The sequence below is a fragment of the Paenibacillus sp. FSL M7-1414 genome (assembly GCF_038003195.1).
GTDB lineage: Bacteria > Bacillota > Bacilli > Paenibacillales > Paenibacillaceae > Paenibacillus > Paenibacillus amylolyticus.
This window is the reverse complement of record NZ_JBBOOS010000001.1, coordinates 3,740,021-3,765,836: the sequence shown is the minus strand read 5'-3', so window position 1 is coordinate 3,765,836 and position 25,816 is coordinate 3,740,021. Positions and strand designations below refer to the sequence as shown.

Annotated in this window: 22 protein-coding genes; 5 read left to right on the top strand and 17 right to left on the bottom strand. The window is 42.0% G+C overall.

The features are described 5' to 3' along the window. Window positions 1-319: 319 nt before the first annotated feature. Complete coding sequence (locus tag MHH92_RS16305; protein WP_076317727.1) at window positions 320-760, top strand: GNAT family N-acetyltransferase; 441 nt, start codon at window positions 320-322, stop codon at window positions 758-760. Between the two features lie 969 nt (window positions 761-1,729). Here MHH92_RS16305 and MHH92_RS16300 read toward each other — a convergent pair. Then, a complete protein-coding gene (locus MHH92_RS16300; RefSeq protein WP_253508873.1) occupies window positions 1,730-3,640 on the bottom strand; it encodes a beta-glucoside-specific PTS transporter subunit IIABC in 1,911 nt (636 codons plus the stop codon). 80 nt (window positions 3,641-3,720) lie between these two features. After that, window positions 3,721-6,414, bottom strand: coding sequence for a glycosyl hydrolase (locus tag MHH92_RS16295; protein WP_253508871.1), 2,694 nt, complete (start codon window positions 6,412-6,414; stop codon window positions 3,721-3,723). 306 nt (window positions 6,415-6,720) lie between these two features. Between MHH92_RS16295 and MHH92_RS16290 the strand changes: the two genes are divergently transcribed. Then, entirely contained in the window at window positions 6,721-7,722 is a 1,002-nt protein-coding gene (locus MHH92_RS16290) for a helix-turn-helix domain-containing protein (RefSeq protein WP_253508869.1), read from the top strand. A gap of 608 nt (window positions 7,723-8,330) precedes the next feature. Here MHH92_RS16290 and MHH92_RS16285 read toward each other — a convergent pair. The 4 genes from MHH92_RS16285 to MHH92_RS16270 all read right to left on the bottom strand — a co-directional run bounded on the left by MHH92_RS16285 (window position 8,331) and on the right by MHH92_RS16270 (window position 12,511). Next, window positions 8,331-9,314 (bottom strand): glycoside hydrolase family 43 protein, encoded by a 984-nt coding sequence (locus MHH92_RS16285; RefSeq protein ID WP_340904906.1) that lies wholly within the window; start codon window positions 9,312-9,314, stop codon window positions 8,331-8,333. A 28-nt stretch (window positions 9,315-9,342) separates the two neighbouring features. Then, a complete protein-coding gene (locus MHH92_RS16280) occupies window positions 9,343-10,161 on the bottom strand; it encodes a carbohydrate ABC transporter permease (protein ID WP_370739079.1) in 819 nt (272 codons plus the stop codon). A gap of 31 nt (window positions 10,162-10,192) precedes the next feature. Then, window positions 10,193-11,089 (bottom strand): carbohydrate ABC transporter permease, encoded by an 897-nt coding sequence (locus tag MHH92_RS16275; RefSeq protein ID WP_315372012.1) that lies wholly within the window; start codon window positions 11,087-11,089, stop codon window positions 10,193-10,195. Window positions 11,090-11,173: 84 nt separating this feature from the next. Beyond that, window positions 11,174-12,511 carry an ABC transporter substrate-binding protein gene (locus MHH92_RS16270; protein WP_340904903.1) on the bottom strand — a complete coding sequence of 446 codons (1,338 nt, stop codon included), beginning with the start codon at window positions 12,509-12,511 and terminating at the stop codon, window positions 11,174-11,176. Between the two features lie 261 nt (window positions 12,512-12,772). Here MHH92_RS16270 and MHH92_RS16265 point away from each other — a divergent pair, with 261 nt between their 5' ends. After that, a complete protein-coding gene (locus MHH92_RS16265; RefSeq protein ID WP_340904902.1) occupies window positions 12,773-13,837 on the top strand; it encodes a GntR family transcriptional regulator in 1,065 nt (354 codons plus the stop codon). Between the two features lie 186 nt (window positions 13,838-14,023). On the opposite strand, the gene MHH92_RS16260 is transcribed toward MHH92_RS16265, so the two are convergent. The 4 genes from MHH92_RS16260 to MHH92_RS16245 all read right to left on the bottom strand — a co-directional run bounded on the left by MHH92_RS16260 (window position 14,024) and on the right by MHH92_RS16245 (window position 18,230). After that, window positions 14,024-14,860 (bottom strand): class I SAM-dependent methyltransferase, encoded by an 837-nt coding sequence (locus MHH92_RS16260; protein WP_047843251.1) that lies wholly within the window; start codon window positions 14,858-14,860, stop codon window positions 14,024-14,026. Window positions 14,861-15,381: 521 nt separating this feature from the next. Further along, window positions 15,382-15,519 carry a paeninodin family lasso peptide gene (locus tag MHH92_RS16255; RefSeq protein ID WP_106427116.1) on the bottom strand — a complete coding sequence of 46 codons (138 nt, stop codon included), beginning with the start codon at window positions 15,517-15,519 and terminating at the stop codon, window positions 15,382-15,384. Window positions 15,520-16,120: 601 nt separating this feature from the next. Then, the gene (locus MHH92_RS16250; RefSeq protein ID WP_036613892.1) at window positions 16,121-17,116 is read right to left on the bottom strand and encodes a glycoside hydrolase family 43 protein; all 996 of its coding nucleotides are present in this window, start codon (window positions 17,114-17,116) and stop codon (window positions 16,121-16,123) included. Window positions 17,117-17,540: 424 nt separating this feature from the next. Further along, a complete protein-coding gene (locus tag MHH92_RS16245; protein WP_338706170.1) occupies window positions 17,541-18,230 on the bottom strand; it encodes an SDR family NAD(P)-dependent oxidoreductase in 690 nt (229 codons plus the stop codon). Between the two features lie 157 nt (window positions 18,231-18,387). Here MHH92_RS16245 and MHH92_RS16240 point away from each other — a divergent pair, with 157 nt between their 5' ends. Next, a complete protein-coding gene (locus MHH92_RS16240; RefSeq protein ID WP_051447337.1) occupies window positions 18,388-18,972 on the top strand; it encodes a TetR/AcrR family transcriptional regulator in 585 nt (194 codons plus the stop codon). A 667-nt stretch (window positions 18,973-19,639) separates the two neighbouring features. On the opposite strand, the gene MHH92_RS16235 is transcribed toward MHH92_RS16240, so the two are convergent. Next, window positions 19,640-20,599 carry an L-threonine 3-dehydrogenase gene (locus tag MHH92_RS16235; protein ID WP_340904896.1) on the bottom strand — a complete coding sequence of 320 codons (960 nt, stop codon included), beginning with the start codon at window positions 20,597-20,599 and terminating at the stop codon, window positions 19,640-19,642. A gap of 36 nt (window positions 20,600-20,635) precedes the next feature. Further along, a complete protein-coding gene (locus MHH92_RS16230; RefSeq protein ID WP_340029291.1) occupies window positions 20,636-21,826 on the bottom strand; it encodes a glycine C-acetyltransferase in 1,191 nt (396 codons plus the stop codon). Between the two features lie 301 nt (window positions 21,827-22,127). Between MHH92_RS16230 and MHH92_RS16225 the strand changes: the two genes are divergently transcribed. Beyond that, complete coding sequence (locus MHH92_RS16225; RefSeq protein ID WP_237175103.1) at window positions 22,128-22,328, top strand: hypothetical protein; 201 nt, start codon at window positions 22,128-22,130, stop codon at window positions 22,326-22,328. 673 nt (window positions 22,329-23,001) lie between these two features. On the opposite strand, the gene MHH92_RS16220 is transcribed toward MHH92_RS16225, so the two are convergent. From MHH92_RS16220 to MHH92_RS16200, 5 genes are all read right to left on the bottom strand, one after another. Beyond that, on the bottom strand, window positions 23,002-23,754 hold the full coding sequence (locus tag MHH92_RS16220; RefSeq protein WP_445254866.1) for an AAA family ATPase: 753 nt from the start codon (window positions 23,752-23,754) through the stop codon (window positions 23,002-23,004). 188 nt (window positions 23,755-23,942) lie between these two features. After that, window positions 23,943-24,383, bottom strand: a complete 441-nt coding sequence (locus MHH92_RS16215) for a hypothetical protein (protein ID WP_340904891.1) — start codon at window positions 24,381-24,383, stop codon at window positions 23,943-23,945. Then, window positions 24,384-24,590 (bottom strand): helix-turn-helix transcriptional regulator, encoded by a 207-nt coding sequence (locus tag MHH92_RS16210; RefSeq protein WP_036613900.1) that lies wholly within the window; start codon window positions 24,588-24,590, stop codon window positions 24,384-24,386. A 323-nt stretch (window positions 24,591-24,913) separates the two neighbouring features. Next, entirely contained in the window at window positions 24,914-25,351 is a 438-nt protein-coding gene (locus MHH92_RS16205; RefSeq protein ID WP_253508844.1) for an Imm26 family immunity protein, read from the bottom strand. Window positions 25,352-25,383: 32 nt separating this feature from the next. Further along, window positions 25,384-25,758 (bottom strand): DUF2750 domain-containing protein, encoded by a 375-nt coding sequence (locus tag MHH92_RS16200; protein ID WP_127549260.1) that lies wholly within the window; start codon window positions 25,756-25,758, stop codon window positions 25,384-25,386. Window positions 25,759-25,816: the final 58 nt, after the last annotated feature.

Below are 25,816 nucleotides of genomic sequence, written 5' to 3'. Positions count from 1 at the left end.
ATATTAGTTTCCCCCTACTGTCGTGTACAGTGGCATTCATTTTAATAAAACGATCGTTCTTGAAAAAGAATACATTGATTCTTAGGTGTTTGAAAACTAGGAGTCAGATTAATGACTTTTCCAAATCAAATATAGCTACTTGGGAACGATCAGTCAACATATCGGTTACATGGATTGAGATCGTTTTTTGTAATCGTAGTCCTTTAGCTCCTCTTTTTTTGTTGTATTTACAACAAAAAAATTATCGTTTATAATCATTCTAAAAGTATGTTTAATTTGTTTTTAATTACAAAATGAATTTCTGAAAGGATTATAAGAAATGAAATCAAAAAAAATAGACTCAATTGAGGGGCTCAACATCGCTTTTCAAATAAGAGAAGAAGTGTTTGTGAAAGAACAAAATGTACCAATTGAAGATGAGTTTGATGATTATGATAATTTAGATGGACAGTGTGAGCACATCCTGGTCTATTTTAATGAACTACCCGCCGGAACAGGCAGAATTATTATTCGAGATGGCGTAGGTAAATTAGATCGAATATGTATCTTAAAACCTTATCGCGAATATGGTCTCGGTAAATTAATCGTTACATCACTGGAAGAAATTGCAGAAAATAAAGAAATATCCAAAGTTAAATTACACGGACAGACACATGCAGAGGGATTTTATCACAAGCTAGGATACCAGACTACCTCCGATGTATTTATGGAAGATGGAATTCCGCATTATCTAATGGTAAAAGATTTATCATCGAAATGATGCCATTATCACGTGTAAATCAATGTTTAATTTATGCAATAGATATCTTAATTCTAACTCTTGGCATTACCTTGACCATACAATCAGATTGTTTTTCAAATTTTTGTGTTTCGGCTGCGTTTTGGTTGTTGCAGGAATAGGAACGGCCATGTATCTACAGACCAATTTTGCACCGATTCCGATCGATCGGTTAACACTCTCACTAAAAAAAATAACTCGAACGAATATATTTTTTTCGAGATTCGAGAACTCTGATTAACGTTGTACTTCTGTTCACGGCATTCATTTTTGGTGGACCCATAGGTATAGGAACTGCACTGGCTGTCTGCTTCAGTGGGGCCATTTTAAATGTTTTTATGCCATGTATCAGAAAGATGATAGAAAAATTGAGTTCAACAGAACCAGGAAGTAATGAGGTGGATGGAAACAATTCCGCTTAAAATCATCGTGTATATAAGACTTTAGTCTTTATGAGTTGTATCTACTCATTATTTAGGTCTTTGTCTAATCGGAAATGGGAACAAGTTCTTGTCCCTCAACGGCTAGTTTTATTATGAAATCTCACTAATGTAATCCTTAGCAACCCGTGTTTACCCTCAGAAACTCAGTTGCTTCATCTTGACGTGACAATTGTATAATTTGTATTTGTCCTAATAAAGCCTTACCTGAATGTACTTTTTACTTAGATATTCATCTAATCGGTAATCGGACCATCTTCTTGTCCATTTCGGTAATCGGTACAAGTTCTTGTCCTTGGCTCGGGACACGAACTTGTACCGATAAAACAAAAAAGCCGCTAAAATAACGGCTTCAATGGGAATATGTTCTTGTCCCTGGACAGCATAACACATAGTGCTGTTATTGAGCTAATGTCAATTTATATGATCTCTTGACTTTAAAAAAATAGCCCGCTATGCGAGCGAGCTTGATAATCATCTTCATTGAGTTAAAGAACATAAGGAGTTGCCTCTACACTTTTATTGTAATTACTGGACTACCCGCAGAAATATTTTGTGCCCCCATCCGACTTACTGACACATAATTGTCAGAGTTCGTTATTATCAGCGGAGTAATCAATTCAAAACCTCTTTCTTTAATTTTCGCCAAATCTACTTCCATCAGGACATCACCGACATTCACCAAATCACCTTCTTGGACTTTGAGAGAGAAGCCCTCGCCTTTCAGTTTGACCGTATCAAGGCCAACATGGATCAGAACCTCCACACCATCGTTGGCAATGACTGCAATCGCATGTCTTGATTTGGTTATCGTGGTAACTACACCTTTAACAGGAGATACAATCGTTCCGTTTGAAGGGATAATTGCAATTCCTTTGCCCATCGCTTCACTAGAGAACGCCTCATCTGCAACACTTGCAAGGTCAACAACCTCTCCAGTAACAGGGCTATACACCGTCATCTCTGCTTTCGTAACAGATGAACTTGAACCTTCATCCGTTTCCTCAATACCGGAAACAGATACGGAATCCGTTGTGCCTTGCGTTGCTAACTCGCCGGATTTGGTGCGGGTTTGGTATCCCCACAGATAGGTCAAAATGAAACCAACCACCAGACCCACCGCCATTTGCAACACATAACCATAGAAGCCGGGATCAATGCCTTGAGGATTGACTGCACCAGGAATACCGAATACGCCGGATGGAGCAAATGCATAAACTTTGGACAAAAAGGCTCCACCGATCACTCCACCAATACTACCACCAATAATCGCCATTATGAGCGGTTTTTTTTGAGGAAGCAGTACACCGTAAAGTGCAGGTTCACTCACACCGAGCAATGCTGTGCCACCCGTTGAAATACCCAGTGTTTTCAGCTGTTTATCCCGTGCTCTCAGTCCAAAGGCCAAGGCTGCGCCTGCCATCGCAAACTGATTCGCTGCCAGTAACCCCATCACAGAATCGTAACCAACAGTTGCCATGTTGTTAATAAAGATTGGGATAAAGGCCCAGTGCAAACCAAACATGACGATCAGAATCCATGGTCCACCCAATACAAGTCCAGCAAGAATCGGATTAAAATTGTAGATAGCCGTTGTAATATCAGCAAGACCGTTACTGAGGTATGTGATTACAGGACCGATGATAAACAGTGTCAGTGGCACCGTAACCAAGAGTACGATAAATGGAGCCAGAAAATATCTAAAACCTTGCGCGATACGCTTCTCAATAACACGATTTAACAGGGATGCAAACCATACTGCAACAATTGCAGGGAATACGGATGATGTGTAATTCATGATATTCATCGGCAGACTGAGGAAGGTCAACTGCTGCTCAGAGCCTACAAAACTCACTAGCGCGGGGTAGACCATGGAACTTCCAATAATCATTCCCACATATTGATTCAAGCCAAAGTATTTGGCGGCGGAGCTACCCAGGAAAATCGGGAAGAAATAAAACAGTGCATCACCGATAGCATTCAGTACGATATACGTTCCATCCGTTGCCGTCAGAGCACCGAATGCAGATAGACAAGCCAGCAATCCTTTAATAATACCACTTGCTGCAAGCGCTCCCATAACAGGCATAAAAACACCGGAAATCATGGATGTGAAGCGGTCAAAGAGACTTTTTTTCTCACCTTGTACCTCATTGGAGGATTCAGTATTGCTCATGTCTCCCAGGAGGGAAGACAGCTCATTAAATACGGGAACAACCTGATTCCCGATGACCACCTGATATTGTCCTCCTTGCTGAATAACGGTCAGCACGCCATCCATTGCTTTGATCTCTTCGGCATTGGGGATTTTGCTGTTTTTGAGTTCGAATCTCAACCGGGTTACACAGTGGGTAACCTTATTGATATTTTCTTTGCCTCCGACACTGCGTAACACATCCGTTGCCAGTTGACGATGATCCATGCCTGCTCACTCCTTCATGGGTGAGATATGGAATGAACAAATAAGCTCGTGTGCATTCAATGTGCATTCCATATCTATTCTCAGTACTGTAAATAGACATTACCTACAATACCTGTCGGTTCCTGAATCAGGAACTGGGACAGGAAATCTTGCTGTTCTTTTACAAGCGTATTCGTCACTTCAATCACAAGTCTGTTGCCCTTTGGTTCTAAATATCCGCTTGCTTCGTACGCATAAGGCGGACAGATTCGCGTTCCGATATCATGCCCATTCAGCCACACTTGAGCTACTTCGTACGGTTCATGAATGACCAGCCGCGCTGCTGCCGGTACTTCGTGCATATCGAACTCTATCTCATATCGCACGGTCCCCGAGAACTCGGGTAACATCGTCGGTACGGCAAGTGAAGTAAGTTCAGCACATGTCCCATATGCAGAGAATTCCGGGTATTGCTTAGCCGTTGCCAAGGAGAGCTTCCACTCTCCTGTAATCTCGTGTAGGTTGGTGTATGAACAATGTGCAGTTGAGACTTCCGCGATCTCCTCACTCAGTGCAGTCCCCTGCACAATCAACACAGATTCATATTTTTCGAGCCTCAAGGAGAATGATTGCTTGTTTCCATACATGCTGGTGTGAAGTGGTGAGAGTGTATTCGCAAAAGCATTATAGATGTACATCTCATCCACGCCTTTCAAAGCCGGAACGGTAATCGTGGTCTCAATCGCTTTTGCCGGATCTTCATTGAAGAACATATATACCTCACCGTCGTTATGACGGTAGTGGTAATAACGCAAGTAGGGCTGGTATTCCGAAACGGTGATCTCATACACATGGTCACTCCGCAGGCGCGTCGCCAGTTCATCTAGTGCAACAATACTCACAGATTTATGCTTCTTCAGATCTGACAACTCGCTCGTGCAATCCTCTCCTTCACTGCTTCGAGCAGGAAGTCTATCCACGAAATAGACCTGTAAACCGGCTTCGGCATAGGCAACCAGTTGAGTAATTAATTGACTCGGTAGCGCTTCGGCATAAGGGATAATCAGGGCAGGGAACTGTTCACGGTTCATCTGGAGTTTTCCGTCTTTCACCTGCGCCGAGATCACCAGTTCCGATGGAACGATGTCAAAATCTATCTGGTTCTGCGTAAGCTCTCTCGCGGGCTTCTGGAACAACATATACTCTCCAGCCCACTCCGCTTCTGCATGATACAGAATGGCTGCCGGTGCAACATGCACACCATCCGATAACAGATGACTTACTCTGTTCATGTAGTAAGTTAGTATTGGCAGATACCGATACTGCGGATCATATCCGTTCGCGTATAGATGAGGTGGACAATCTGGATCAGGATACTTTTTCGGCGAAAATGCATGTGGCACAAAATGGTTCACACCCCGTACCAGCATGTGGTCCGTTAGCCATTTCATCAGTTTCAGCCCTTCTCCGAACCCATATGCACCGTACAATTCACACATGGTACGACCGTGCTTCTTAGGGTCCAGGTGTCCGAGTGAGGTTCCCATCTTCGCCATTCCATAATGGAAGAACTCACCGTCCCATCCAGTGGATGTGAATGATTTGTAATAGCCATCATCCATGCCTGGCAGAATCTGATGAAGCACCACGTCAATGCCGGACATATCCTGCCCCCACAGACTGCGATAGAAATGCCCTGTACCATAACCGAGTCTTGCATGAGCGTTATTGTCTTCAATGACATGCCCAATGTACTCTACACCATGGGCGCGACACCACTCTCCCAATCTGTCCGTGAAATGTTCTGCGTATAATCGAGTGATCAGATCCATGTAGCGATAGCGCATCTCTTGTCCTTTCACACCTGCATTCGCCCACAACAAGGGGAGTGAACGAATAACATCATCGTCGGATCCTTCCTGCTTTAACATGTCCTGCAAATCTTCACACCACGGAAGAATCATATCTAGGCGTCCGATGGAAGCCAGTGGTCCTTTTACATTGCCAAACCTTGGCTCATCCGAGAAAAATCCAGCCAGTGTCGATCCAAAATCATCTTTGTATCGATCATAATGTGCCTCGTACACCGTATCAATCAGCACCTGTGTGGCTTCGGGCACAATTGGATTCAGATATCCTTCGGTTGCTTTTTCCCCTCCATCATAGGTAAGAACCAGCGTAAAGATTCTCCAACGCCCCTCAGGCAGATCCCATTGCACCGTTCCTTCATGTAATTGTGAGGTCAGATCAACCAGGGAATCGGGATCAATCTCATCAGGTCCCGTTTTGCGAGCGGCAACTACACCAACAATCCGATCTTTAGCCGAGAAGACTTGCTTTTGTTCTCCCTCATGATCCGACTTTACTTGCTCCACTCCAACACTAATACCTCTCTGGCCGGGTCGTTGCAGCGCCCATTTCACCAGAATTCCCGCCTGAAGCTGGGGTCCGACGAAATCCTGTTGATGTATTTTCAGAAACTGCTTCTGGTACTGGGGATAATCCGTCTTGATTCTGCCAGCGGCATATCCTGTAGGAAAATGAGAATCATCCAGAATCCACACTTTCATCTTCCGGTTACGCGCCTCATCCATGATGATATCCAGATCTGTCCACCATTGGGGCCCTACAAAATCCGGATGCGGGCGGGATTCCACACAAACCGCCTTGATGCCACTCTCATCAATAATCTGCATATGTTCACGCAGTACAAGTTCTTCTTCACCATGCTGCCAGAAGAAAGGCAAAATATAATTGTTCTCCCGGTTTTCCAACACCTCGGTCATCTTTCTCATCAAAAACCCTTCCCTTCTGCTAGACAGACAACTTCGTTGTTTATGCTCTCTCCTATCAATTAAGTGTCAAAATTACATATTATATAAAGAAAATCCCATATGAACCAAAACATAAATCAATACATTAAAATCCATTAATCAATCGTAAACAGACCAATATAAATATAAACAAAGATGTTTAATCACTTCACACTTTTAATATAGCGCTTTCAAATGAAGACCGAAATATCAAAACAGTACATATTGACTGTCATAAATTCAGATGTTAAGGTTACTACAAACTTCAGCCGACTGGAGGCAGTGAGCATGAATCACGACCAATTGGATGCAAAGCTTCGTAAGCTTACGGATAGGGATCTGCATTATCAGGCTCATCCTTCTGCACACTCTGCTACCTACGATTCATTGAAGAGAGTAGATCATGAAGGACAGAAAGTTTATGTTTTTGCGGACATGATTGGAGAGAAAGACAACATCACCATTTCCAAGCACACACGGTTTGCCGAGGTTCCGCTACATATTCACACTTTTATTGAGCTCAGCTTCGTATATTCCGGTCAGTGCACCCAGATCATAAATGGAAAAAAGGTCACGCTAAAGAGCGGACAGATCTGTATTGTAGATACAGGCATTCCCCACGCCATTCTGTCCACATCGGAAGAAGATGTGATTATTAATATTCTGATTCGTAAGCGTTACTTTTCCTCTTCTTTCCTGAGCAAACTGGCCAACAATGGCATTCTGTCTCACTTTCTGGCGAATGCCATCTCAGATCGTAAGAATCATAACCGGTACATTATTTTTCATTCCGAGAATAACACCAACATTCCTATCCTGATGAGACAACTGCTCTGTGAATTTTATGACCCGTCACTCGGCTCATCCGAGATGATGGATTCCTATATGCTGCTGATCTTCTACGAACTGCTGCGTGTGTTCCAGTACGACACGAATCGTCCTCGCACACTGACGCAGAACAAGGTGACGATCATTGAAATTTTGAAATATATTGAGAATCATTATATGGACTGCACCCTCACATCCACCGCGGAGCATTTCAACTTCAATGCCAACTATTTGTCCACCTTGATCAAAAAAACAACCGGTCAGACCTTCAAGGATCTGGTTCAGAGTGAAAAATTCAACTACTGCGCGTTCTTGCTCGCCAATACCAATCGCCCGATTTATGATATTGCCAGCAGTACGGGGCACAGCAACTTGAGCTTCTTTTACAAAAAATTTCAGGATCACTTCGGCATTACGCCTCAGCAATATCGGGAACAACATGCTGCCAGAATAATGGAATGATAGTGAATAAAGAACCCTTTGCATATGTTATGGCTTCCCTCTCGGGCTCAGTGAAATGTTTATAGTTCAACCAATATTGTCAGCAAAAAAACAAAAATACTTACTCTCAGGCTTTTATGTCGCTACATGAGTTCCCTCGCAGTAATATTTAGATGAATACCTAATCCGAAATGCCACAATGTTCTTGTCTTTTTCGGCAAAGGAACCAAGTTCTTGTCCTTAGCTTGGGACAAGAACTTGGTTCCTTAAAACAAAAAAAGCCGCTATAATAGCGACTCGAATGGAACAATGTTCTTGTCCCTCGACAATAAAAAAAGTCGCTAAGCAGTTTGATTATAACCTGCCCTATCCTCGGTTTTATTGAGCTATCGTTTCCCGAATCTTTAGATTGCAACTTCTTCCATAACTCGCCTCAATTTCTTTAGACAATACATTTGTTTATTCCCCTAGATATTTCAAGTCGTTAGTCAGAACTGTTGTTCGAAGTATTATCTGTAGAGCGAAATCGAAGGCACCCAGTAGGGTGCCTTCGATGTTCTAACTGTCTCTCTTTGGCAAGTTGGATAAACGAACTCAAATCCATCAACCAACCTTGTTGGGACACTCGATCATTGTAAAGAACGTGCAAGTGCTGCAACAGAACCGCGGAAATCGGGTCTGCCGTCAGCCGTCCACAAAAGCGCTGTCACAAATGTATGGCGATTCGGATCGTACAGCGGATCTCCTATAATGTTCTTGTACGTTCTTGCGTGAAACACAAATAGCGTCTCTTCGTCGTCCTCTGACACCGTGAAGGAATTATGACCGGGACCATACATTGAGATGCTCTCATCTGTCGAGAGAACCGCTGTTTGCGACTTGCGCCATGAGGTGGCATCGAGCAAATCAGCATCCGCATCGGCTTCAAGTAGGCCCATGCAATAATTGAAATCGGTGGCGCTAGCCGAGTAAGAGAGGAATACCCGATTACCCTTGCGAAGAAATGCCGCGCCTTCGTTCACTTTATAACCAATGATCTCCCAGTCATATTCCGGCATCGAAATCATCGTTTGCGACCCAGTCAACGTCCACGGATTGCTCATTTTAGATATATACAGATTAGAGTTACCTTCAATATTCGGATCCTTTTGTGCCCATACGTAATAACGGCTTCCATTATGCTCAAAGGTAGTGGCATCGAGGGCGAAGCTTTCCCACTCGGTACGAACCTGCCCTCTTTCCGTCCAAATGCCTTCGAGCGGATTGGCATTTTCATTCTCTAGCACGTACATCCGATGGTCGAACAAGCCTTCATTCGTTTCCGTCGTGTGTGCGGCAGCGAAATACACGTACCATTTGTCATCAATAAAATGCAGTTCTGGTGCCCAAATATTGGCACTAAGGATACCATTCTCGCGCTTTCTCCAGATCACTACAGGAGTTGATGTAACAAGCTTCTCAAGGTTCTGGGCTCTGCGGATTTCAATCCGATCATACTCCGGAACGGATGCTACGAAGTAATAATAACCATCCGAATGTCTGTAAATAAAAGGATCAGCTCTCTGTTCAATTAATGGTTGAATGTCGTGTGACGCTCGTTGTTGGATTTCCATCTTATCACCTGTTTCATCATAATATAGATTACCCTTTAACAGCGCCTGCAGTCATACCGTCTATGAAATATTTCTGAAAAGCAATGAATAGTATGAAAATTGGAATGATGGAGAAGAAGGAGCCCACGATTAATAAGTCATAGTTATTGCCATAAGGAGTTAACAACGTTTTCAAACCGATTGGAAGTGTATATTTACTCTGATCTCCGAGCACCATGAATGGCCACAATAGATTATTCCAGCTATTCATACCATTCAATATGGCCATTGCTGCAAACGATGGCTTCATAATCGGCATAATTAGTCTGAAATAAATCGCATACTCGTTTGCGCCATCAACCCGCCCAGATTGAATAATCTCTTTGGGTATGCTTCGTAAATATTGCCTGAAGAAAAATATTGTCGCGGCATTGGCTATACCGGGCAGAATGATTGCCGAATAGCTATTAACCATTCCCAAATCATTAATTAGGCTGTACAAAGGAACCAGGAGTATTTCGAAAGGCACCATCATAATGAGCAAAACACATATAAAGAGGAAGTTCTTACCTTTAAAATGATATGCTGCAAAACCATATGCAACAAATGCGCTTACAAAAAGTGTTAAAACCACTTGAACGATTGTTAAAATCATACTGTTCCAAAACCACACAAAATAATCATGTTCTCCAGTAAACAGAAAGATGAAATTATCAAAACTCATGATTTCAAAATCCAAACTTAGGTTAAGACCATATCTAACTAATGATTCACCTGGTTTAAAGGAAGATAGGGCCACTGCGTAGAATGGGATCATAATTATAACGAATAGTATAATGAATAAACAAATAATTACTATTCTAGAGATGAAATCACTCCTCGTCTGACTTCTGCCCACTTTAATCCTCCTCCTTTTTGAACATTCCACTAAATTTTAACTGCGTTAAATTGATAACCATAGCAATGATTAACAGAACGATACCAACTGCAGCTGCGTAACCCAGCTTATTCTGCTCAATCCCTTGTCTATACAGATATCCAACAATGGTTAAGCCAATATTTTGGGGTGATTTGTTACCGTTGAACATCATCAGGCTCTCGGTAAACATTGCTAAACCTGCATAAACACTAATTGTGGTAACATATACCGTGGTCGGCTTCAATAATGGCATTGTGATCGTTCTAAACTTCTGCCAAGCAGATGCACCGTCAATTGAAGCAGCCTCATAATATTCATTGTCAATGCTTTTCAAACCCGATAGATAGTAAAGCATATTAACGCCTGTCCATCTCCAACATGCGAGGATTAACAGTGCTGCCATACTCCAATTTCCGTCTTTCAAAAATTTGATAGGCTCTACACCAAATAGTCCTAGGAAACTGTTCATTAATGAACCTTCCATCTCACCGAATGTAAGGCGGAAAATGGTACCCGCAACTGCGACAGATGTCAATGCAGGGAGAAAGAAAGAAGATTTAAAAAACTCTCTTCCCATCATTAACTTACTGTTGATCATAACGGCGAATAACATGGGAAAAGGAATCAACAGCACTAAGGTTCCTAACATGTACACAACGCTATTTTTAATAGATGTCAAAAACACTTTATCAGTAAGTAATTTCGAATAATTTGCTTCACCAATCCATTTAGGATCCTGTCCCAGCATCCTATCTTGAAAGCTCATTACGAATGAATTTACAAGCGGAAAAAACCAGAATATCAAAAATATGAGTATAAATGGCAATACAAAAACATAAGGTGCAACTTTTTGAGAGTATACAAATTTCTTTATCATATTCTCAATCTCCCTTGACTATGGTTAAACCTGCCGACCACTGTACCTGCCGACAGGTTTAATCAAATCATTTACTTATAATATTTATTTCAATTCTTGTTCAATTGCTGCTTGTGCTTCATCCAACGCTTCCTTCACGTCTTGGCCATCTTCAAAGATAGCATTCAAAGTAACCGTATTGAATATATTGCCGATGGTTGGTGAAGCTTTAACGGACTTAATCGCTCTAATTTCGTCTTTGATTTCATTCAAAGTATCAAATGCATTTGTTTTAAAGTATTGGACGTATTCATTTTCAGGGTTTTTCGTAACTGCATCATCTTTCCATACTTCCATGTTGATTGGGTCAAATCCAAGTGTATTCCAGATTTCTGTAGTAGCTTCTTTCGAAAGCTTAGCAAAGGCTACAAATTCTTTTGCCAACTGAACGTTTTTACCATTCTTAGTAACAACTGTGCCAGTACCGCCTAAGCCAACGGAACGAGGATTACCTTCTTCGAATACAGGCAATGGAGCTATTGCATACTTACCTTTAAGGTCTTTCATTTCGTTTACAAAGCGGGACATGTACCACTCAGGCATCAATGCACTTGCGTAGTTGCCTTTGTTATATTCACCTTTTGCTTCTTCTGTGTCGGGTTGTCCGCCAGGGATCGTATGAATAACATTGTTCTTCTGCAGATCGACTAACATTTCATACGCTTTAATCATTTCAGGCGAGTTCACTTTTGGATTACCATTTTCATCTGTAAAATCGGCATTTTGCTGAGCTAGTAGCAACGATGCTTGCCACGAAGCTGATGTATCAGCAGTACCTAAGTACTTGCCAGTCTTTTCGTAAACCTTGATACCTGCTTGTTTGTAATCTTCCCACGTTTTGATTGTCTTGTAGTCAACACCTGCTTGTTCGAGAATTTCAGTGTTGTAGAAAGCAAGCGTAGCACCTACGTGATAATCAAAGCCATAAACCTGATCGGCTTTGGAGTAAATCTCGACACGTGAAGGAACAACAACGTCTTTGTATGGTGTAAATACATCATTCAAAGATTCCAGGGGAACGTTGTCACCTTCCAAGAATTTAGGGAATTGACCAAGCTCAATATCCGCGATATCAGGAGCACCTTTTCCGCTTGTAACTGCCAATAAGAGCTTGTTGTGCATATCATCGTAAGGCATAACCGTTACATTCAACTTAATCTGTTTGTCTGGGTTCTGTTGGTTCCATAACCCAAGCATTTTATCCAAATGCTTGCCGTGCAAATCTGCGAATGTCCAAAATGATAATTCTGTTGCATTCTCACCGGCATTAGCGCCTAATTGTTGTGTTTCCGTTTTTGAACCAGAAGGATTACCACATGCAGTAAAAACAAGTGACATAATCAGGAGAGTAACGATGGAGATTAAAGCACTGCGTTTTTTCATTTGTTCGTCATCCTCTCTTTTTTGTTATGCATTTGAAAAGTCGGCTGACTAGTTAGTTCTGTTAATTTAAGCGGTTACAATCCATCTTGGCACCACCATCCTTAACAAAATTCTAACCTTTCAAAGAAAAGCCCCCTTCGCAACAATTTCTCAGATTCCATATTGTAAGCGCTTTACATGCCGTATTATAATATATATGAAATAAGCTTTATATAACCAATTGATTATAAAATCATAAAGTTTATGGGGAGATGCTACTCTTTGAAAAAGCTGGCGCTCTACAAACAAATTCGAGAAAACATTATACAGAAAATTAAATCAGGGCAGCTTCGGCCAACGGACCGCATTCCTTCTGAACAAGAACTAATGGACGAATTCAGAGTAAGTAAAATAACCGTCAGGAACGCCCTAACCCTACTAGCTGACGAAGGATTAATTATACGCGTACAAGGCAAAGGCTCATTCGTCTCTTCTAGTCTTGTTGTTTCTAGCATCAATGTCTCGCCATCCCCACGCAGCGCGTGCTCCATGCCGCTCATCGGCTTCATCATTCCGACGATGAGAACCCGTGTCATTCAGAAGCTCGTTGACTACACGGAACACTTCCTACAAGAAGCCTGCCTCAGCATGGTACTAAGCATCACGCGCGAGTCCTCCTCTATCGAATCAAACGTCATTCGTACACTAACGGAGCTCGGTGTGAAGGGGTTGATCGTTTTTCCAACAGAAGATGAGAAGTATAACGAATCATTACTGCGTCTGTCGCTCGATAAATTCCCGTGTGTGTTCATCGACCGCTATCTGCGCAACATTGAGACGTACACCATTACATCCGACAATTACGGCGGTGCGTATAAAGCTGTATCCCATTTGTTATCCAAGAGTCATCAGCAGATTGCGCTCATCTCACCTGAAAATGCCAATACAGCCGTCGAGGATCGCACGCTCGGCTTCGAGCAGGCGTACACAGATCAAGGCATCTCGATTGACAAGAGCTTGTGGTGTCACATCCCTCTCGACATTCTACGCAGCGAGCAAGCATTGGACTATGTAAGCAACTTCTTACAGAACCACAGTGGAATTTCGGCAGCCTTTTCCTTGACTGAAGAAACAGCACGCCTTACATCCGCCGCGATCAGTCTTCTGAACGTTCACTCAAATATCGACTTGCTATCTTTTGATAATCCACATCTTTCAGGCGTAGCTTATGTGCAGCAGGATGAACAGGAAATGGCACGAACAGCCGTAAAGCTGTTACGTGAACAAATGGATGATATCTATTCTCCCAAGAACGCCGTTATTCCCGTGCAACTCATCTTCCCTTGACACGACAAACGTTGCAGCCTACACAATGATCTTGTCTTCAGCTTGGGACAAGACTTGGTTCCTAAAAACAAAAAAGGCACCTCTGTGGAGAGATACCTTTACCTATATTATCCGCAAGACATGTTTCTGGCTGAGCAATGGATAAACATTGAATAATGCTGCAGATTTCAAACACCATAAATAAATTTAGTTGTCATTGTATACAGCCTCCCTTTTTCGCAGTACCACTACGATATCTGTCTGAGGTACAAATAAATTATAATTCGTTACATGCACTTGTCTCGTTTCGGTTACTGATTCTATCTTTAATTCAGGAGGAAGACAGCGCTCTATGTGAGTAATTAATGTTTCTTTGGTAAATCTCCAAATTACACCATCAATCGAAGAGTTCGCCATATAACCACCGTCCGTTACAGAACCTGAAAGAGACTTGAGAACAACCGGGTCCGCAATAATGATAGATCCACCGTCACGTAACAGTCTGCAGCTCTCTATGAAGGCTTTTTTGTGATAGCGAATGTGATGAAAGCTTCTTGCAAACAAAATCATATCGCAGCTATGATCAGGTAAAGAAGTCGGTTTATCAATGAAAGCATGGATATAAGAATTAAACCTTCCCCACTTCTTTCCAAGTTTTAGAGCATTTATATTCGGATCCATGTTAAGAAAACGAACATCCTTCTGCTTGCGAAGATACTTGTTCAATAAACCTGTACCACAGCCCACCTGAAGAACATCGCCCTTTAAAGGGGGTAAAACTTTGTAAACATTACGAGGAATAGGAAAATTTTGAACGTACATGGCCAATTCGTAGAAAATCGGATAACGCTCTTGCAATCGAACCAATTTACTGGTGTAGAAAGGATTCCGCTTTTTGTGACGTTTAAAGTCCCATTTGTTCAAATAGTAGACAGGGGTTAACAGCAAGAACAGAATAATAAAGACACTTTGGACGCTATAAATTCCAAGTTTACTAAAACGATCATTGGAATTATGAGACATCATTTGTTTAGAAGTATTCAAAATGGTCACTCCCCTCTCACAACGCTATAAATGGTGTAGAACCTCTTTAACATAATAAACAAATCCTATATATGGTTGAATGTTTTGTTGAAATCGCTTATGTATATGAAAGAGAAGGGCTTCATCAGATTGGGGGCCAATGTATTTTGGTTTACAAAGGCGACTTGTTTGTCATCCCCCTGGTGTATCACATGTGTTTCAACCACTGGATTTGAAAGAACAGGTTCCGTTATATATTATGAACTGTCTGTATAAGCCGTTTTTGGAGAAATCATTTTTTCGTGGAGGCCTCAATTGGACAAAGTTTGTCGAGCGGCGTAACGAATTTCGCAACGTATTCGAACAAATGTTACATCAACAGGAGGCTGATGCTACGCCTTATTTAGCTGCTGCTCAATATCAATCATAGTCGTCTTGGTTTGAAATGGTACAATGTTCTTGTCCCTCATCTGAGCATCGAAAAAGCCGCCTACAGGCGACCTTTTGAGCAAGAATACGATTTCTAATTTGAAGTATGATTATCAGGACGATGGATCATATAGGTCTGCATCATGTTCTTCGATCCAATCAATTTGCCTGAATCCATAGCCAGCCATCGTTTGCTGCACATCCAGCACCTCTAATTCCGGTGCCTGCCAAGGCGTTTTTTTCGTTTCCATCGGTCGTCCCCTCTTTCTACAAAAACTGGAACTAAGATGCGAGCACCCTTACATTACTTGTGCGATACAAAACTTTTGAGATACGATGTGTATCTTTGTGAAAATTATAAGACACAATACGTATCTAAGTAAACAACTATTTCATCCCTTTCTATGGGTTAAGTATTTCCCTGTAGCGCTACTGACCCAAGTTAAAGCCTACTCTCCTCTATATAGCTTTTTTATTTTGATACTCATCTAATCGTTAATCGGACTATTTTCTTGTCCCTCGACAGGAAAAGAAGTTCCCTACTAAAACTCGTCGACACGCGCTTCACGCACTCAACTGGATAAAGCCATTAGGCTATATGTGTGTCAACAAAATTCTAATTAAACTAAAAACCTTCTCTCCGAAGGAAAGAAGGCTTTATGTTTAATTAAGATAAATTTATTAATTCAATCAGTATACTGCTGGAGTATTCTTTGTTCAGCAGAGATTTTCTCCAAGTTTGAGTGAAACAACTGATCCTCCTCCTATCAAAAAAGCAGCCCCGTCAGGAGCTGCCTCATGTATTATGCCTTATATTATTGTAATCTTATCTGTTTCCGCTAACCAGCTAACTTACTCCGCACCCGGATAAGGATTGATCTTCTGGATCGTTCCATCTTCGTTGTAGTTCAGCTCCGAATATTTAACGCAGCGCTTGTGGTTGACGCCTTCCGACAGGGAGCTGTCGTGATAGAACAGATACCACTTGTCTTCAACTTGCACAATGGAGTGATGGGTTGTCCAGCCGATAACCGGAGAGAGAATCTCGCCCTTGAACGTGAATGGTCCCATCGGGTTCTTGCCGATCGCATATACGAGCTTATGCGTGGTTCCTGTAGAGTAGGACAGGTAGTAATAGCCGTTATATTTATGCACCCATGGGCCTTCAAAATATCTCCGTTCCTCATCCCCAGCCAGAATCGGATTCCCGTCTTCATCGACAATCGATATCTCGGCAGGCTTGCCTTGGAAGGACAGCATGTCGTCGCTAAGCAGTGCAACTTGCGGTCCAAGCGCCGGCTGGTCAGGAGCAGGTCCTTCTGCATCTGGCACGAAGCTGCCAGTCTGCCATTTCTCCAACTGGCCACCCCAGAGTCCGCCGAAATAGATGTATGACTGATTGTCGTCATCCACCAGTACGGCCGGATCGATACTGAAGCTGCCTTCCATATAATTCGGTTGCGGCATGAATGGGCCTGCCGGAGACTCTGATGTTGCCACACCCAGACGGAAGATGTCGTCATGATCCCGTGCCGGGAAAAACAGGTAATAGGTATTGTTCTTATAAGCGGCATCCGGTGCCCAGAGCTGCTTGGAGGCCCACGGAATATCTCTCAGATGCAACGCTTCGCCGTGATCAACCACCGGGGAATCGAAGTTGTTCATCGAGAGGACATGATAGTCTTCCATTTTATACTGGTCGCCGTTATCGTTGCTCGGCTCGTCATGATCGAGGTCATGGGAAGGATAGATGTAGATTTTGCCCTCGTAGACATGGGCGGACGGGTCAGCAGTGAAGATGTGGGTTACGAGCGGTTGGTGGGGCTTAGGTAGTTGTTGTTGATTCATAAGGCATCTCCTTTGGTATTGGAATAATAAAATACTTCATGTACGGGATTACGGTAATTCATTGATTGCACCCTCAGAATTAAAAGCAAGCGTTTACAACCTCTAATGTTATTGTATAAGCCCCGCTTATTCTTTCCTAGTACACATAATAAAGATCTTCCCCCGAAAAAATGTACAATTCCCGCCCATCTCATAATTCTTATATTCTACAATGAAGTGATGTTTTTTGCGTTGTCTTGTCATCGGTACAAGTTCTTGTCTTTGGCTCGGGACAAGAAATTGTACCGAAAAACAAAAAAGCCGCTAAATTAGCGGCTTCTTCATCTCTTTCAAGCGTTTCTTAGCACAAAATATATGCCTAGTTCTCAAGCTCATCTACTTGGTTACAACTGTATGTTATGACCTGCTGAAATCATCACCAATGTTAAAACAGAATGGTATCGGGGGTAACCCCCTCAGGATACTCTTCTTCCCATACGTTTTTCTCTACATAGGCCTGGTACCACATCTCTGCAATTACATCCGGATCATTAATTGCGCCGGTACCTGACTCCTTGATCAATAAACCTAATGAGCGGTGGCCCACAAAAATCCCTTGAGCAGACAATGAAGTATGAAGATTAGCAACATAATTGCGTAACCCTGCAAGAGCAATACCGATATTCCCCATCATGGACACAGGGTACATGGCGGATAATCCTGAGGTAAAGAGCAAGGCTCCCTCTTTCCTAGCGAGCATATCAGGGAGAACAGCATTGACGACATGGATGGCACTAACCACATTCGCCTCAAATGCATCCCTGGCGTTCTCCGCCGTTAACTCCAATACAGAAGTGGGAGGATAATTGCCTGCTGTTGGACTGAATTCCAACACATCAATCTGACCATACTTTTCTTTCATGTTGGTCATAGCCTGTTCAATCTGTTCCTTGTTAAAAATATCTGCTACGAAATAAGATGCCTCGATACCATCCGCTTTCAGTTCATCCACCATATCTTGCAGTTTTGCAGCATTTCTTGCAACTAATGCCACTTGGAAGCCGCGCTTGCCAAAGCTCTTCGCAATAGATAATCCTAATCCCTTACCTGCACCAACAATCGCCAGTGTTTTCATTTATGATTCTCCTTTTATGAATGAGTTAGTGAGTTCAATTGACAGTTGTAATTGTAAAACGTACAATTAAAAGACTCAATGGTCGATATAATTCAATATGTTAAATAAACATCACTTTTGATAAATTTGACTATTATTTATGGAGGGGAAGCACGAATTGGGTAAAGATAAAGTCGATCTGCGCATTCTCAAAACGCGGAAAGCCATTAAAGAAGCGTTTCTGAGATTAGTACAAACCAAAGGCTATGAACGAATTACTGTGCAGGACATTGCCAAAGAAGCGATGATAAATCGCAACACATTTTATTTGCACTATGTAGATAAACCTCAATTCATGGAGAAGTTATTTCAGGAAAACGTGGAGAGTTTAAATGCTTGCTTAAGCCTGGAAGTGAGTTCAATTCATGAGATGGATAAAGATATGTTTGCTACCATGTTAAAAACGATTTTCGACGATATTGAAGCCAATATGATATTTTTTAAGACAATGATCACTCAAAATATTTATCCAAACTTCTCCGTATACTTGAAAGAGGCTTTTAAAACGATCATTTTTTCGGGAATCGGCGATCATCGCCACGATGAGAAGATAAAAATTGGCATCGAATACATGATATCTGGATTGGTAGGAGTAATTTGTCTCTGGATAGTTGAACCGGAGAACTACAGGGTAGATAACTTTATCGAGCAACTGAGTGAAATTCACTATTCTAACATGGTTGACTTGCTGAAGGATACTTGATAATAAACTAGTATGATCTGAACAGAAAGGCTATTCTTGCCGAATCTGATCTGGCTCGACTCCCTGCTTAGATTTGTCAGAACTAGGCAGGCATAGAATAATGTTTGTAGCCGAGAGAGTTCAGGTTGGTAGGATGGCCCGCCTGTTTCACCATACTTTGAATCAACTTGCTTAATGGGTAATTACCACCACTACAAAGCAGAATATCCCCGTTAAGTATAAATTCTCACTTACATACAATTGATTTCATTAAACCGAAGATTATTTATAATCCATATTTTGTAAAATTAATCTTAATCCAAAATAGCAAATAATCGGTTGCTTCCTTTATGATGTTGAGCTTGAATGCAGCAAGTGTCTTTTTGTACTTATGAAATTTGCATTCACGATCTTAGGTGGAACCCCTAAGCACATATTCGCGTCCCGATGTTGGCGCAGATTGATTGGCCTTTACCAGAAAAAAACTTATTTTTAAAAAAACGTTATTCCACGCGAATTCTTAAATTCATGTGCTTTTTTCTTGCCACATGATCTTCATCATGATGCTATTTAGATAGATACCTAATCCGTAATGACACAATGTTCTTGTCCCTCGACAGTTTTTTTATAAATTCCCCTTTCTTGCTTTTTTTAGCGATGTCACTCTTCGATCGAATTCATAATAACTTTAAGCCTTGCGAAGCATTTGTCTCTCGCTTAGATGTGAAAGCATATCCTTCGTCATGGCCTTCAAGTCGTAGCGAGCATGAAATCCCCATTCTGTTTTCGCTGCCGTTGCATCAATGGAATGCGGCCAGCTATCGGCAATCGCCTGTCTCTTCGGATCAACGTCATAATCGAGGATAAAGCCGGGAAGCTCATCCCGAATCGCTGCAGCGATCGCCTCCGGATCCACGCTCATTGCGGTGACATTAAATGAATTTCGGTGTATCAACCGGGAAGAATCCGCTTCCATCAAATCGATGATTGCGTTCAGGGCATCCGGCATATACATCATGTCCATGTTTGAGTCCTTGGCGATATAAGATGTATACCGGCCAGCCGTCACGGCTGCGTAATAAATTTCCACGGCGTAATCCGTCGTTCCTCCGCCGGGAGGCGTCATATAAGATATCAAACCCGGGAATCGCAGTCCCCTAGTATCCAGACCGTATTTGTGAAAATAATAATCACAAAGCAGTTCGCCGGACACTTTGTTCACGCCGTACATCGTATTGGGCCTCTGGATCGTATCCTGAGGGGTATTGTCTTTCGGAGTCAAAGGACCAAAAGATCCAATGGAGCTTGGAGTGAAAAATTGGCAGCCGAGCTCCCTGGATATTTCAAGCGCATTCATCAATCCGCCCATATTCAAATTCCAGGCAAGCAGCGGTTTCTCCTCTGCGGTAGCCGACAGCAGTGCAGCCAAATGGATGAAGGTATCAACTTCGTACCGCTTGGCGATTTCGAACATCGCCTTATCATTCGTCACGTCCAGCAGCTCGAATGGCCCCGATCGGGTAATTTCGTGGGCTGATGACCTGAGATCCGTAGCAACGACGTGATCCGCACCATAAATTTCACGTAATTTAACAACTAACTCAGAACCGATTTGGCCCAGTGCTCCGGTCACCAAAATCTTGTTCATAAGACATTCCTCCCGAAATGTACTCCCGCGAATGAGCTAAATCAGCTTCATTTCCTTGCCAACTTTCTCATAAACGGAGATCACCTGGTCGAGCATCTCCTTGGTATGGGCAGCTGTCGGCATGTTGCGTATTCTTCCGGTTCCTTTCGGAACCGTCGGAAACAGGATTGCCTTGGCGTAAACGCCTTCTTCATAAAGCCGTTTGCTGAACTGTTGGGTGGTTACTTCATCGCCAATGATACAAGGTGTGATCGGAGTTTCGCTTTGGCCTACATCATATCCAAGCCGGCTCAAGCCATTTTTCAAATCATTGCCGTTCTCCCACAGCTTCTCGATCAGCTCTTTGTCATTCATCAGAATGTCGACAGAAGCGCTGCAAGAAGCGATTGCAGCCGGAGGTAGCGATGTCGAGAACAGAAACGGACGGCTTCTCAGCTTCAACCATTCGATCAGTTGTTTTTTACCCGCTACATAACCGCCGACAACGCCAATCGCCTTGGAAAGAGTACCAATTTGAAAGTCAATGTGGTCGGACAATCCAAAATGCTTCACGGTTCCCGCACCTGCTCCGAGAACGCCAGAACCGTGGGCATCATCCACATAAGTAATCAGATCGAATTCTTCTGCTATTTTCACGATTTCAGGCAGCTTTGCTATATCACCATCCATGGAGAAAACCCCGTCGGTGATGACCATAATTTTATGGTACTGACCGGATTCCTTCGCATCTTTCGCCTGCTGTCTTAAATCATTCATATCCGAATGCTTAAAGCGAATCACCTTGGCTCTCGACAGGCGGCAGCCATCAATAATCGAAGCGTGGTTCAGCTCATCTGATAAAATCGCATCATGCTGGTCCATTACCGCGGATATAGCAGCCATATTGCAGTTAAATCCCGATTGATACACGATAACGGCTTCCGTTTTTTTGAAACGGGCCAGTTTTTCTTCAAGCTCAATATGAAGATCCATCGTACCATTAATTGTTCTCACAGCCCCTGCGCCTGCCCCGTAAGTCTGCGACGCCTTAACTGAAGCATCAATCAGGCGGTGATCTGTTGCCAGTCCCAAATAGTTATTGGAAGACAAATTGATTAAGGACTTTCCGTCGATACGAATAACAGGACCATTTGCACCCTGCAGCGTATCGATGACGTTATATAGACCTTTAGTCTTTAGATCTTCGATGTTCGAACTTAAAAATTGGTCCAATGCTTGACTTGACATTCCATTCCCTCCTCGATATACGTATGTCCTCGTACAGGAGACACATAATTCTCCGGGAAAAACCTGTTATAAAAAGGGTTAGATTGATTTTAATGTATCATATTTTTATTTTTTTGTACACATGTGGCGGACAAAAAAATAAAAATATCCGCAAAAAAACATAGCGATTGCTTCCCCCATTCCCGGAAGCAATCGCTACTAAATCTTTGCTATACTTTTTGTTACATTCTATACTAATTCATCATGTATTAAACTATTATTATGCAATGAGAAACTCTATTTCAACCTGTGAGGTGATTTGATGAACAAGATTTTAGCGATCTCGATTTTGGGAATGGGTTTAACAGGTGCTGTTTTAATCATCTCAATTGCTCTGTTGTTTAACCCTCCAATAGGAAGTGTGTTGAAGATGGTTACTGCTGCTTCAACATTATCTTTTATTATATTTGCTGTTTCGGCTTTGATATTTCGTCGGCGATTAGATGATGAAAATAGTGAGTAGTATATTTATACTTCCTCGATTTAGGACGAATGCTTCGCAGTAGCAATCCTAACAATGTTTCTGCTTATCTTCAGAAAATAATGAAACATGCATTCCCCCCTACAAGCACCCATGCCAGAAAATAGAATCTTCTGTTTTAAAATATATAGAAGCAGTGGCTTTCTATACCTTATTTTTCCATAACAGTCCAATATAGTTGTACCGTTCTTCCTGTTCGATCCGTTGTTTCTCTGTGTAGAGCGTTTGAATGGTTCTACAAAGTCACTTCTACTAAGCTTACAGCATGTAAGCTACTCAGCATCACCAAAATTATCGATCGGACTGTGAAAAATAAAAACATCACTTTGCCGGGCAACACCCACTGTTTTCCCTTTATATCAAGTACGTGATCGCTGACCTGAACTTGGGGCGTCCTAGTCTACGGAGGAGCCCTTTTTCGTGATTTAAATACTCATACGTAAACATATACAAAAAAGGATCGTTAGCATTTCTGCAACGATCCCTGTTGTCAGTCCGCTAGTTGAAATCAGCAGATGATCAATTTGATGCCTTATTAAGTTTGATTAAGCTAACGTTTCTCGTTAGCTTAATCTCGACAATAGATCGCTTTCTTTGTAACGATCTCTCTTAAGCTTTTAGATTCTATAGGATAACAGTGGAATTAATCCTTAGCTTACTCGAATAACTCTCTAAGCATCCTATCCTTGTTATTTACAAACTCTTTCATAATCATATAATGGTCGGTTTCTTCCAATACTTGGACTTCGATACCATCTGGCTTTAGATTGTAAATAATCGAATCTGGATATGCCATAAGGATTGGGGAATGGGTCGCAATTATAAATTGAGAGTTTTGCAAAACAAGTTCATGGATTCGTGTCAGCATCGCCATTTGGCGAAGGGGAGACAGTGCAGCCTCAGGCTCATCCAGTATATATAATCCATTCTCTCCGAACCGATGAATGAAAGTAGAAAAGAACGACTCTCCGTGCGATTGCTCATGCAAGGACTTGCCACCGTACGAATCTTTAATAGGGCGAATAGGGCGACCGAATGAAGGTTGACTGTCCAACTCATCGATCGTTGTGGCTAAATTATAATAACTCTCTGCCCGGAAGAAGAAGCCATCCCTCGGGCGTCGCGGACCTCTGATCAATTGTATATATTCATATAAGCTCGAGTGAGTAGCCTGGGTTGAGAAGGAAAAGTTGATCGTCCCACCCTCCGGGTTAAATCCCCATGCGACAGCAATGGACTCCATCAGTGTTGATTTGCCCATTCCATTTTCACCTACGATATAGGTTACCTTGGGGTGGAAATCAAGAGTATTTAGGTTTCGAATGACCGCCAAATCAAAGGGGTAACGATTATAGGTGGGTACTTGTTGCCGCTTAAGCTGAATTTGTCGTAAATAGGGATGCTGTATTTTAATATAGTTCACTCCCTTTTAAGACTTTGATCGTTATGCTTACCTTTATTGGGAAACGCTGACTCATGTTAGTCTCACCCTTTATTTTACTCCATCAAACAAATAATACCATATACCGAAAATAACCTGTCCGTAAATCAATATCCGGTAAACATTCACCTCTCTCCACTGCTTTGATTTAACCCTTAAATTTTTCTCGCATAAAACATCCACAGTGCAAAAAATACGATTAAAACAAATAATAAGCAAGTTAGTAAGGTATAGAATATCAAGGGATTAAAGAAACCGGCGATCACGGAGGCAATGCCCATACCAATGAGAATGATTGCTGTGCTGAGTGTGCCCGCTCTCTGGAGTATCATTACACTCCGCTCGTCATTCTCCTCAATATACTGCTTCTTCAGCTCGGCTTCATTATTACTGGCTTTTATATACCTGACGAGGAAAAAAGCGACGGCCACTTCAACCCCGATAAAAGCGCCTGTGTGAAATCCCTTTATAAAACCAGGTAAATCGGGTAGTCCACCTCGGTAAAATATAAGTCCTACATAGATCAATAGGGTAGCAGCGGCTACCAGTGACAGTACGTTTTTGCGAGTTTTTATTTTAATCTTGTACTTGTCCATTTACATTTCCTCCACTTCGCTGAAATCAAAAACATCTTCAATGGCGAGTCCAAAAAAATTGGCAATTTTGTAAGCAAGAATAAGGGAAGCCGTATATTTTCCCCTTTCAAGAGAGGTGATGGTTTGCCGGGTAACACCAACAATTCGTCCCAGCTCTTCCTGTGACAGCTTATGCTGCTTACGCAGTTCTGCAATTCTTGTCTTCAAGTGATCACGTCCTTGCAATGTTTACTTTGCATTTTTAGCATAGTTCACTTTGCATTATGTGTCAAGTTCACTTTGCATTATTACTTACATCTGAATGCAAAACAAGCCAAGCCCCTCTTTGTAAAAGGAGGGCTTGGCTCGGTTGATTTTGTTTATATAAGATGCCAGAAGAGTGTACTTTAACAGAGCAAATGGTTGAAGCGCTTGGTGTTACCCCTATAGAAACGTGTGTAGGCCGTGACTTAATGTTTGTATTGGAAAGTGAAAAAGCGGTTTAAACCGCTACACCTGATTTCTGGAACCACAGATGGTATACTCGTACACTATTTATTCGGGTCTCGGTGCCACTTATCATCTCCCATTATTCTATCAACAATATGATGGGCTTCCCAAACAGCCGCAATCTCTAATCCTTCGCATTCTTCGCGAGTAGAAGGTCTAATCTCTCCCAGATGATATATTTCATACCCTCCTGATATCTTATCAATGATACAGGCAGGTGGGGGCCAAGCCTCTTTTTCATCCGGGAATGGACGATTTTCAACGACCGGCCAATCACCTGATTTCAGTACATCATCATATACACCCACGATAAATTGGTATTCCTCTTCTTGAGGTATCTCTTCTATCGTGTCACTTATCACATTATAGATTGCAATGCTGGCATCTTTAAGCCTTCTCCCAAAGGCAAACTTAGCGTTAGGCAGAGGTATAGCGTAGATATCACCCAATTTTATTCGTTTACGTCTCGTATTTTTCATGGTTTTCCAAACTCCTTCGTTGAGGTTTTAAGTTAGTATTTTTCAAGTTCTGTCTTTAAATCCTCAATTAGTATATCGACTTCTAATACAGCAGAATCAGCATTATTTAAGAATATTGAAGGTTTAAAACCCTCTTTTTTTAAATTGGGTAGAAAATCGTCTATGAACTCGTACAAATCCATACTTTTACTTGAGTAAATTTCCCAACCATCAGTTGCACAGTATTCCGCGAATTCTTTTTTAGGCCAAAATGGAAGTAATTTATTACCTTTATCATCTTCAGTAACTGACCAAGCATTCTCATAAAGCCCCCACACTTCTTCTGAATCCACTACTTTTTTGATGAAGTATTCATAACGAATATTTGCAGGGAGATTGATGACTGATTCAAATTCTTTCTGATTCATATTTCCTCCTAATGATGTTGTCCTTCGACAAGAGTTGCAGCCGATGAACTACAGTATC

Coding starts and splice junctions, on each gene's coding strand:
- MHH92_RS16205 (WP_253508844.1), bottom strand. CDS start 25,351: ATGAAAAATACGAGACGTAAACGAATAAAATTGGGTGATATCTACGCT.
- MHH92_RS16255 (WP_106427116.1), bottom strand. CDS start 15,519: ATGGAAACGAAAAAAACGCCTTGGCAGGCACCGGAATTAGAGGTGCTG.
- MHH92_RS16250 (WP_036613892.1), bottom strand. CDS start 17,116: ATGAATCAACAACAACTACCTAAGCCCCACCAACCGCTCGTAACCCAC.
- MHH92_RS16285 (WP_340904906.1), bottom strand. CDS start 9,314: ATGGAAATCCAACAACGAGCGTCACACGACATTCAACCATTAATTGAA.
- MHH92_RS16235 (WP_340904896.1), bottom strand. CDS start 20,599: ATGAACAAGATTTTGGTGACCGGAGCACTGGGCCAAATCGGTTCTGAG.
- MHH92_RS16295 (WP_253508871.1), bottom strand. CDS start 6,414: ATGAGAAAGATGACCGAGGTGTTGGAAAACCGGGAGAACAATTATATT.
- MHH92_RS16290 (WP_253508869.1), top strand. CDS start 6,721: ATGAATCACGACCAATTGGATGCAAAGCTTCGTAAGCTTACGGATAGG.
- MHH92_RS16200 (WP_127549260.1), bottom strand. CDS start 25,758: ATGAATCAGAAAGAATTTGAATCAGTCATCAATCTCCCTGCAAATATT.
- MHH92_RS16305 (WP_076317727.1), top strand. CDS start 320: ATGAAATCAAAAAAAATAGACTCAATTGAGGGGCTCAACATCGCTTTT.
- MHH92_RS16215 (WP_340904891.1), bottom strand. CDS start 24,383: ATGGACAAGTACAAGATTAAAATAAAAACTCGCAAAAACGTACTGTCA.
- MHH92_RS16275 (WP_315372012.1), bottom strand. CDS start 11,089: ATGATAAAGAAATTTGTATACTCTCAAAAAGTTGCACCTTATGTTTTT.
- MHH92_RS16270 (WP_340904903.1), bottom strand. CDS start 12,511: ATGAAAAAACGCAGTGCTTTAATCTCCATCGTTACTCTCCTGATTATG.
- MHH92_RS16225 (WP_237175103.1), top strand. CDS start 22,128: ATGAACAAGATTTTAGCGATCTCGATTTTGGGAATGGGTTTAACAGGT.
- MHH92_RS16230 (WP_340029291.1), bottom strand. CDS start 21,826: ATGTCAAGTCAAGCATTGGACCAATTTTTAAGTTCGAACATCGAAGAT.
- MHH92_RS16300 (WP_253508873.1), bottom strand. CDS start 3,640: ATGGATCATCGTCAACTGGCAACGGATGTGTTACGCAGTGTCGGAGGC.
- MHH92_RS16245 (WP_338706170.1), bottom strand. CDS start 18,230: ATGAAAACACTGGCGATTGTTGGTGCAGGTAAGGGATTAGGATTATCT.